The organism is Terrabacter sp. P5_B1 (assembly GCF_056400505.1).
The window spans coordinates 1-9,216 of record NZ_JBFULD010000167.1; the positions used below are offsets into that span (position 1 = coordinate 1).

The following is a 9,216-nucleotide window of genomic DNA, read 5'->3' on the forward strand; positions in this document are numbered from 1 at the left end:
GAGCGGCTCGGCGGTGCGGTGGTGCAGCCGCCGACGACGGCCGGCGAGGGTGGCCGGTCGGTCGTCGTCCGCGATCCCCAGGGTCTCGAGCTGAGGCTCTGGGAGGCCGCGCGCCGTCTCGGGGCCCAGGTGGTCAACGTCCCGGGCGCCTGGAACTTCAGCGACCTGCACACCGACGAGCCCGAGGCCGCGGAGCGCTTCTACGAGCAGGCCTTCGGCTGGGAGTTCGCCGACGTCGGCTTCGCGACGATGATCGGGGTGCCCGGTTACGGCGACCACCTTGCACGCACCGTGGACCCGGGCATCCACGCGCGGCAGGCGGCCGGCAACACACCACCTGGGTTCGCCGACGCCATCGGCTGGGTCGTGCCGCTCGGACCGGGTGACGAACCCGGATGGCACGTGACCTTCACGGTTGCCGACCGCGACGAGTCCGCCGACCGCGCTGTGCGACTCGGCGGTTCGGTGGTGCGCACCGGCGACAGCGACTGGACGCGCACCGTCGTCGTGCGTGACCCGCAGGGCGCGGTTCTCACGCTCAGCCAGTTCCTCGGCTGACCCTCGTCCCGGTCAGGTGTCGGCCTCGGGACGGGCCATCGTGAGGACGTCGAGGGCGTCGTCGAGCTGCTCCTCGGTGAGCTTGCCGTCCGCGACGTGTCCCCGGTCGATGACGACGTCACGGATGGTCCGGCGCTCCTTGACGGCCTGCTTGACGACGGCTGCGGCGGCCTCGTAGCCGATGTAGCGGTTGAGGGGCGTGACGATCGACGGTGAGCCCTCGGCGAGGGCCCGCGCGTGCTCGACCTCCGCCGTGATGCCGTCGATGCACCGGTCGGCGAGCAACCGGCTCGTCGCGGTGAGCAGCCCGATCGACTCGAGGACGTTCTTGGCCATGACCGGCAGCATGACGTTGAGCTCGAAGTTGCCCGCGGCACCCGCCGTCGTGATGACGACGTCGTTGCCGATGACCTGCGCACACGCCATGAGGGTCGCCTCGGGCAAGACGGGGTTGACCTTGCCCGGCATGATGCTCGATCCGGGCTGCAGGTCGGGCAGGTGGATCTCGCCGAGGCCCGTGCGCGGCCCAGAGCTCATCCAGCGCAGGTCGTTGCAGATCTTCGTCATGCTCACGGCCACGACCTTGAGCGCCCCCGACAGCTCGACGACGGCGTCCTGCGCCGACTGCGCCTCGAAGTGGTTCGCCGCCTCGCGGAACGGCAGGCCGGTGACCCCCGACACGCGCTCGATCACCCGGCGCGCGAAGCCCGGTGCCGCGTTGAGCCCCGTCCCCGCGGCGGTCCCACCGAGGGGCAGCTCGCTCGTCGCCTCGGCGGCGGTGCGCACGCGGCTGGCACCGAGCTCGACCTGCCGCCGGTAGCCACCGAACTCCTGACCGAGGGTCACGGGCACGGCGTCCATGAGGTGCGTGCGGCCTGCCTTGACGACGTCGGCGAACTCCGACTCCTTGCGGCCCAGCGCCAGCGCGAGATGCTCGAGTCCCGGCACCAGGTCGAGCACGGCGGCCGACGTCGCGGCGATGCGCAGCGCGCTCGGGAACGTGTCGTTGCTCGACTGGCCCGCGTTGACGTGGTCGTTGGGATGCACGTCGAGGTCGCTGGCGAGGTGCGCGATCCGCGCGACGACCTCGTTGACGTTCATGTTCGTCGAGGTGCCGGACCCCGTCTGGAAGACGTCGATGGGGAACTCGTCGTCGTGCTCGCCGTCCGCCACCTCACCGGCCGCCGCCGCGATGGCACGGGCCCGCTCCTCGTCGAGCACCCCGAGCTCGGCGTTGACCTCGGCGGCGGCGGCCTTGAGGCGTGCCAGCGCGTGGACGACGCCCGGCGGCACCGGCTGCCCGCTGATCGGGAAGTTCTCGACGGCCCGCGCCGTCTGGGCGCCCCACAGCGCGTCGGCGGGCACCTGGACCTCGCCCATCGAGTCGTGCTCGGTCCGGAACCCCTGCGCTGCGTCGCTCATGCCCCCATCATGCGTCAGCGATGGGCACCGTGACGTCGTGGTCGTGGCTCGTGCCCGGGCAGCCCTCCGAGCCGGCACAGGACCACCCCGCGGGAACCGAGCTCGTGGCCCGTGTGCCCGGGCCCTCGACGACCGCGCCCTCCCGCTCGGGCACGGCCCGCCCCGCCGGTGCCGGGTTGCGGATGAGCAGCCACGACAGGACGCCGCCGGCGGCGAGCAGCCCGGCGCAGATGAGCATCGCCGTCCGGTAGGCGGACGAGAACGCCTCTGGCACCGCGTAGTCCGAGCCGCTGAGGCCCACGACCGCCGGCAGGGCCGCGACGGCGAGCAGGCTGCCCGCGCGGGCGACGGCGTTGTTGACCCCGCTGGCCACGCCGGCGTAACGGTCGGGGGCGGCGGCCAGGACCGTCGCCGTGAGCGGCGCGACGAGCAGCGTGAGCCCGACGCCGAAGACGGTGATGCCGGGCAGGATGCCGGTCCAGTAGGTCGATCCCGCGCCGACACCGGAGAGCAGGAGGACGCCGACGCAGCACACGAGGGGACCGACGGTCATCGGCAGCCGCGGGCCGATGCGCGACGCGAGCTCACCGCCCCGGGCCGCGAAGAGCAGCATGAGCACCGTCACGGGCAGCGACGCCATCCCGGCGAGCAGCGGACCGTAGCCGAGCACCGTCTGCACCTGGAGGGTGAGGAAGAAGAAGACCGCGCCGAGGGCGGCATACACCAGCAGGGTCATGGCGTTGGCCGCGCTGAACTGCCGGGAGGCGAAGAGGGCCGGCTGCAGCATCGGGTGCGAGCTGCGGCGCTCGACCACGACGAAGGCGGCGCCGACGGCGAGACCGACCGCGGCGACCCCGACGGCTCCCGCGACGCCGAGGGCCTCGTGCTCGATCAACGCGAAGGTCGTGATGCCCAGGGCGAACGTCGCCAGCACCGCGCCGACGACGTCGAACCGGGGGTCGGCGTCCTCGTCCCGGGTCTCGGGGACGTGCAGCTGGGCGATCCACACCGTCGCCACGCCCAGCGGCACGTTGACGAGGAACGCCCACCGCCAGCTGGCGTACTGCACGAGCCACCCGCCGACGAAGGGCCCGAGGGCAGCGGCGATCCCGCCGAGCCCGGACCACGTGCCGATGGCCTTGCCGCGGTCGCCGGGGCGGAACGAGGCCTGGATCATCGACAGGCTGCCGGGCGTGAGGAGCGCCCCGCCGACGCCCTGGAGCACCCGGGCGACGACGAGCTGGCCGGGTGACTGGGCGAGCCCGCAGGCCGCCGAGGCGACGGTGAACCACGCGACCCCGATGACGAAGACGCGCCGGCGACCGAAGCGGTCACCGAGCGAGCCGCCGAGCAGGATGAGGGAGGCGAGCGCGAGCAGGTAGCCGTTGGTGATCCACTGGAGGTCGGCCAGACTCGCCGCGAGGTCGTGCCCGATCCGCACGAGCGCGACGTTGACGACGGTCCCGTCGAGCAGGGCCATGCCCGAGCCGAGCACGGCGGCAGCGATGACGAACCGACCGGTGCGGGAGTCGAGGGCGATGTCGCTCACTCCGGCAGTCTGTCACCGCAGGCCGGACGCCGGTCCCTCAGCGTGAACCGTGGCGTGGACCGTCGGCGTGGACCGTCGGCGTGGACCGTCAGCGCGGGCAGTCGTCGACGGGCAGGTCGCGACGCGCGGCTCGCGCCCCGCGGAGGCTGACGAGGGAGTCGACCGTGAGCACCAGGAGCGCGACCCAGACGATGCCGAAGCCGATCCACCGCTCCCGGGGCATGTGCTCGCCCAGCAGGAGCACCGCGCAGAGCAGCTGCATGACGGGGGTGATGAACTGGATCAACCCGATGGAGACGAGCGGGATGCGCCGCGCGGCGGCTGCGAAGCACAGCAGCGGCACGGCGGTGACGACGCCCGACAGGACGAGCAGCGAGGTGTGCACCCCGCCGTGCCGCCCGAACTCGAGACCGCCCTGCGCGCCCACGACGAGGAGCAGGACGACGGCGACCGGGGCCAGCACGACCGTCTCGACGGTGAGGCCGTGGATCGCGTCGAGGCTGACGCCGACCTTCTTCTTCGTCAGGCCGTACAGGGCGAACGACACGGCGAGCGTGAGCGCCACCCACGGCACGCGGCCGCCGGAGACCCCGAGGTAGATGCCGGCGACGATGCCGATCCCGACCGCGACCCACTGCAGCAGGCGCAGGCGTTCGCCGAGCACGACGACGCCGAGCGCGACGGTGACGAGCGGGTTGAGGAAGTAGCCCAGCGCCGCCTCGGACGTGTTGCCCGAGGTGACCGCCGCGACGTAGACGACCCAGTTGACCGCGATGAGCACCGCCGCGACCGTGGTGCCGGCGAGCAACCGGGGCCGACGCAGCAGCGGCCGGATCCAGCCGAGGTCACGCACGACCAGCAGCACGACGACGCAGAAGAGCAGGGTCCACAGGATGCGGTGGGCGAGGATCTCCCACGGACCGGCGGGCTTGAGGGCGTCGAAGTAGAGCGGGAAGAGCCCCCAGAGGCCGTATGCCGCGAAGCCGAGGAGCGTGCCCCGGCCGACCTCGCCGTCCGGTGTCCTCGAAGTCGGGGTGGACTCGACCGTCGAGACGGTGTCTCGGGCGGTCACGCCCCCACGGTCCAGGTGTCCCGACCGGCGAGCAGGGCGTCGATGTCGGCGTCGGTGACCTCGCCCGTGCGGGTCGAGGCGATCTGCTCGCGCAGCAGGTCGTCGTAGGTCGGGCGCTCCACGTTGCGGAAGATCCCCATCGGCACGTGGCCGAGGTCGGGAGTGTCGAGACGGGAGAGCGCGAATGCCGCCGAGGGGTCGGCCGCGGACACGTCATGACGAACGATGCGGGCCGGGTCGGCCGCGGAGCGTGGCACGACGGCGAGCGACCCGCGGTCGTCACGGACGACGACGTTGTCGCCGGCCGCGACCTCCTCACCGTCGGTGAGGTGCAGGATGCGGGCGGCCGCCTCGGTGCGGTCCTTGAGGACGTCGAAGACGCCGTCGTTGAAGATCGGGCAGTTCTGGTAGATCTCGACGAGCGCCGACCCCCGGTGCTCGGCGGCCGCACGCAGCACGCCGGTCAGGTGCTGGCGGTCCGAGTCCATGGTCCGTGCGACGAAGCTCGCCTCGGCCCCGAGCGCGAGCGACACGGGGTTGAAGGGGGTGTCGAGCGACCCGAGCGGCGTCGACTTGGTCACCTGACCGAGGTGCGAGGTGGGGGAGTACTGCCCCTTCGTCAGGCCGTAGATCTCGTTGTTGAAGAGCAGGATCTTGAGGTTGACGTTGCGGCGCAGGGCGTGGATCAGGTGGTTGCCCCCGATCGAGAGTGCGTCGCCGTCGCCGGTGACGACCCAGACCGACAGGTCCTCGCGCGTCGCGGCCAGACCGGTCGCGATGGCCGGTGCGCGACCGTGGATCGAGTGCATGCCGTAGGTGTCGAGGTAGTAGGGGAAGCGCGAGCTGCACCCGATGCCCGAGACGAAGACGATGTTCTCCCGCCTGAGGCCGAGCTCGGGCAGGAAGCCCTGCACGGCGGCCAGGATCGCGTAGTCGCCGCACCCGGGGCACCAGYGCACCTCCTGGTCGGACGTGAAGTCCTTCTTCGTCAGAGCGGTCCCGTCGGCGAGGCGCGGGACGGCGGCGGTGCCGGTGGCACCGTTCCGGGGGTGCACGGGAGCGGAGCCCCCGTGGCTCGGCATACCGAGGTCGACGGGCAGGTCGGTGGTCACTTGGCGGCCTCCTTCAGGGGCGCGTCCGAGACGGACGCCACGGCGGTGGCGATGACGTCGGCGAGCTCGCCCGCCTGGAACGGCAGGCCGCGCACCGAGGTGTGCGACTCGACGTCGACGAGGTACTTCGCACGCAGCAGCATCGCGAGCTGGCCGAGGTTCATCTCGGGCACGATGACGCGCTGGTAGGAGCGGAGCACCTCACCGGTGTTGGCGGGGAACGGGTTGAGGTGGCGCAGGTGCGCCTGGGCCACGCGGGCGCCGGAGGCCCGCGCCAGGCGTACGCCCGCGGCGATCGGCCCGAAGGTCGAGCCCCAGCCCAGCACGAGCACGTCGGCGTCGCCGGTCGGGTCGTCGGCGACGAGCGGGCCGATGGTGTCGGCGATCCCGTCGATCTTGGCCTGGCGCAGCCGCGTCATGTGGTCGTGGTTGTCGGGGTCGTAGGAGATGTTGCCGGTGACGTCGGCCTTCTCGATGCCACCGACCCGGTGCTCGAGACCCGGCGTGCCGGGGACCGCCCACGGCCGCGCGAGCGTCCCGGGGTCGCGGAGGTAGGGGTGGAAGGTCGGCTGCCCCTTGTCGTCCACGGCGTTGGGCTCGGTCGCGAACTCCACGGCGATGTCGGGCAGCTCGGCCGTCCGCGGCAGCCGCCACGGCTCGGAGCCGTTGGCGAGGTAGCCGTCGGACAGGACGATGACCGGCGTGCGGTAGGTCGTCGCGATGCGCACCGCCTCGACGGCGATGTCGAAGCAGTCGGCCGGCGTCGCCGGAGCCACGACCGCCACGGGCGACTCGCCGTTGCGGCCGAAGAGGGCCTGGAGCAGGTCGGCCTGCTCGGTCTTCGTCGGCAGGCCGGTCGACGGGCCGCCACGCTGGATGTCGCAGACGATGAGCGGCAGCTCGAGCGACACGGCGAGGCCGATCGTCTCGGCCTTGAGCGCGAGGCCCGGGCCGGACGTCGTCGTGACGCCGAGGGCACCACCGAAGGACGCGCCGAGCGCGGCGCCGACCCCGGCGATCTCGTCCTCGGCCTGCATGGTCGCGACGCCGTAGCGCTTGAGGCCGGCGAGCGTGTGCAGGATGTCGGACGCCGGCGTGATCGGGTAGCTGCCGAGGAAGAGCGGCAGGGTCGCGCGGTGCGCGGCCGCGACGAGGCCGAGCGACAGCGCGACGTTGCCGGTGACGTTGCGGTAGGTGCCGGGGGCCATCGTGGCCGGCGCGACCTCGTAGGCGACGGCGAAGTCCTCGGTGGTCTCGCCGTAGTTGAAGCCGGCGCGCAGGGCCGCGAGGTTGGCCTCGAGGATCTCGGGCTTGTCGGCGAACTTCGCCTTGAGGAACGCCTCGGTGCCGTCCATCGGCCGGGTGTAGAGCCACGAGAGCAGTCCCAGCGCGAACATGTTCTTCGCGCGCTCCTTCTCCTTGCGGGTCAGGTCGGTGAACGAGGCGAGGGCCTCGACCGCGATGGACGTCAGGGCGACGGGGTGGACGACGTAGCTGGTCAGCGAACCGTCGTCGAGCGGGCTCTCGACGTAGCCGACCTTGGAGAGGTTGCGCTTGGTGAACTCGTCGGTGTTGACGATGAGGGTCGCGCCACGCGGCAGGTCGCGCAGGTTGGCCTTGAGCGCTGCGGGGTTCATCGCGACGAGCACGTCGGGGGCGTCGCCGGGCGTCAGGACGTTGTGGTCGGCGAAGTGCAGCTGGAAGCTCGAGACGCCGGGGAGGGTGCCCTGAGGGGCGCGGATCTCGGCCGGGAAGTTGGGCAGCGTCGACAGGTCGTTGCCGAGCAGCGCGGTCTGCGACGTGAAGCGGTCTCCGGTGAGCTGCATGCCGTCGCCGGAGTCCCCGGCGAATCGGATGACCACGCGATCGAGCTTCTGGACCAGTTTGGCACTCATGCTCTGCGACGTCCTCGATCTTCCCTACGATTCACTGCCCGGGGCATTGTGCGGCGGGTAATTTCCATGGTAGATCGCCCTCTGCGGACATTTGCGCGGGTTGCCATCACGTGGACATTACGAGCCGCCTGCGGGGACGACGCCACTGGGGAACGCGCATGGATAGGCTGGTCGTCATGTCCGGGTACGTGGCCGTCGCAGCGGTGCTGGGGGCGGGCGTCCTGCTCGTCACGGCAGCGATGGTCGTGCGGCGCCTGCTGGCACCGCACGCCCCGCACGCGGCCAAGCTGACGACGTACGAGTCCGGCGTCGACCCCGTGGGCGAGGGCTGGGCGCAGACGAAGGTGCGCTACTTCGTCTTCTCCTTCCTCTACGTCATCTTCGCGGTCGACGCGGTCTACCTCTTCCCGTGGGCGACGGTGATCCGGGACGCCGCCCTCGGCCGTGCGAGCCTCGTCGAGATGGGCGTCTTCATCGGCGTCATCGTGCTGGGACTGGCCCATGCCGGGCGTCGTGGCCTCCTGAGGTGGGTGTGATGGAGCAGCCGAGCCGGCCCGTGAGCCTCCCGATGCCGACGGTCGGTCCCGCCACGGTCGGCGTGCTCGGGGGCCACGCGCCCAAGCCGATCAAGGTCGTGCTCAACTGGGGGCGTCGCTACTCGCTGTGGGTCTTCAACTTCGGGCTCGCCTGCTGCGCCATCGAGTTCATCGCCGCGTCGATGGGTCGGCACGACTTCATCCGCCTCGGAGTCATCCCCTTCGCGCCCGGCCCGCGCCAGGCCGACCTCATGGTCGTCTCGGGCACCGTCACCGACAAGATGGCCCCGGCGATCCGGCGCCTCTACGACCAGATGCCAGAGCCGAAGTACGTCATCTCCTTCGGCGCCTGCTCCAACTCGGGCGGCCCCTACTGGGACTCGTACTCCGTGACGAAGGGCGTCGACCAGATCGTCCCCGTCGACGTCTACGTCCCCGGCTGCCCGCCCCGCCCCGAGGCGCTGCTGCACGGCATCATCCGCCTCCAGGAGCAGATCGCGAGCGAGCGCCTCTCCGTACAGAAGCTCACGGGCAGGTATGCCGGCACCCGCGTCGGCAGCGCCGGTGACGTCCGTCGCCCCCTGCTGCGCCGTGGCCCGAAGCCGCCGGAGGGTGCCCGGTGAGGGTCACCGACGTGCGCGACGTGCCCTTCGGGGAGTGGTCCAGCACGGTGCTCGCGGCCCGGGAGGAGGGCTACGCGTACTTCGACTGGATGACCGCCGTCGACGAGACCGATCGGGAGGGTGACGACGCCGGGTTCGACGTCGTGTGCCACCTGCTCGACACCCGCACGCCCGGGGCGCTGAGGTCGGTGCTGCTGCGGACGCGGGCCCCCGAGGGCGTCCCGGTGCCGTCGCTGACCGGGGTCTTTCGGGGTGCGGCCTGGCACAACTCGATGCCGAACATCTCGTGGGTCTCGCGCTCGTGCCAGGCCGCACCCCGAAAGACCCCGGTCAGCGACGGCACCGGGACGCCCTCGGGGGCCCGCGTCCGCAGCAGCACCGACCTCAGCGCCCCGGGCGTGCGGGTGTCGAGCAGGTGGCACACGACGTCGAACCCGGCGTCGTCACCC

General features: G+C 71.9%; 8 protein-coding genes and 2 pseudogenes. 4 read left to right on the top strand and 6 right to left on the bottom strand.

Annotated elements, in window-relative coordinates; genetic code table 11:
* The coding region (locus AC1DP0_RS12995) for a VOC family protein (RefSeq protein WP_478084978.1) at positions 1–558 on the top strand (558 nt) is incomplete at its 5' end.
* 12 nt (positions 559–570) lie between these two features.
* Here AC1DP0_RS12995 and AC1DP0_RS13000 read toward each other — a convergent pair.
* The 5 genes from AC1DP0_RS13000 to AC1DP0_RS13020 all read right to left on the bottom strand — a co-directional run bounded on the left by AC1DP0_RS13000 (position 571) and on the right by AC1DP0_RS13020 (position 7,608).
* The gene (locus tag AC1DP0_RS13000) at positions 571–1,980 is read right to left on the bottom strand and encodes a class II fumarate hydratase (protein WP_478084979.1); all 1,410 of its coding nucleotides are present in this window, start codon (positions 1,978–1,980) and stop codon (positions 571–573) included.
* A gap of 7 nt (positions 1,981–1,987) precedes the next feature.
* A complete protein-coding gene (locus tag AC1DP0_RS13005; RefSeq protein ID WP_478084980.1) occupies positions 1,988–3,529 on the bottom strand; it encodes an MFS transporter in 1,542 nt (513 codons plus the stop codon).
* 88 nt (positions 3,530–3,617) lie between these two features.
* The gene (rarD, locus tag AC1DP0_RS13010) at positions 3,618–4,601 is read right to left on the bottom strand and encodes an EamA family transporter RarD (RefSeq protein ID WP_478084981.1); all 984 of its coding nucleotides are present in this window, start codon (positions 4,599–4,601) and stop codon (positions 3,618–3,620) included.
* Positions 4,598–5,701: a 2-oxoacid:ferredoxin oxidoreductase subunit beta gene (locus AC1DP0_RS13015; protein WP_478084985.1), complete on the bottom strand. Its 1,104-nt coding sequence runs from the start codon at positions 5,699–5,701 to the stop codon at positions 4,598–4,600. Before AC1DP0_RS13015 ends, rarD begins: the two co-directional genes overlap by 4 nt.
* Positions 5,702–5,709: 8 nt before the next feature.
* A complete protein-coding gene (locus AC1DP0_RS13020; protein WP_478084982.1) occupies positions 5,710–7,608 on the bottom strand; it encodes a 2-oxoacid:acceptor oxidoreductase subunit alpha in 1,899 nt (632 codons plus the stop codon).
* A 176-nt stretch (positions 7,609–7,784) separates the two neighbouring features.
* On the opposite strand from AC1DP0_RS13020, the gene AC1DP0_RS13025 reads away from it, so the two are divergent.
* The 3 genes and pseudogenes from AC1DP0_RS13025 to AC1DP0_RS13035 form a co-directional block, all read left to right on the top strand.
* On the top strand, positions 7,785–8,144 hold the full coding sequence (locus tag AC1DP0_RS13025; RefSeq protein ID WP_478084983.1) for an NADH-quinone oxidoreductase subunit A: 360 nt from the start codon (positions 7,785–7,787) through the stop codon (positions 8,142–8,144).
* Positions 8,144–8,767: an NADH-quinone oxidoreductase subunit B gene (locus AC1DP0_RS13030; protein WP_478084984.1), complete on the top strand. Its 624-nt coding sequence runs from the start codon at positions 8,144–8,146 to the stop codon at positions 8,765–8,767. The genes AC1DP0_RS13025 and AC1DP0_RS13030 overlap by 1 nt, the downstream gene beginning before the upstream one ends.
* A 47-nt stretch (positions 8,768–8,814) precedes the next feature.
* A pseudogene (locus tag AC1DP0_RS13035) lies at positions 8,815–9,021 on the top strand (NADH-quinone oxidoreductase subunit C); the annotation flags it as partial.
* Between the two features lie 71 nt (positions 9,022–9,092).
* Here AC1DP0_RS13035 and AC1DP0_RS13040 read toward each other — a convergent pair.
* Positions 9,093–9,191 (bottom strand): annotated as a pseudogene (locus AC1DP0_RS13040) (NADH-quinone oxidoreductase subunit C); the annotation flags it as partial.
* Positions 9,192–9,216 lie beyond the last annotated feature (25 nt).

Excerpts from the sequence above, each read along its gene's own strand:
- AC1DP0_RS13000 (WP_478084979.1), bottom strand. The coding sequence starts at position 1,980 with ATGAGCGACGCAGCGCAGGGGTTCCGGACCGAGCACGACTCGATGGGC.
- AC1DP0_RS13020 (WP_478084982.1), bottom strand. The coding sequence starts at position 7,608 with ATGAGTGCCAAACTGGTCCAGAAGCTCGATCGCGTGGTCATCCGATTC.
- AC1DP0_RS13025 (WP_478084983.1), top strand. The coding sequence starts at position 7,785 with ATGTCCGGGTACGTGGCCGTCGCAGCGGTGCTGGGGGCGGGCGTCCTG.
- AC1DP0_RS13030 (WP_478084984.1), top strand. The coding sequence starts at position 8,144 with ATGGAGCAGCCGAGCCGGCCCGTGAGCCTCCCGATGCCGACGGTCGGT.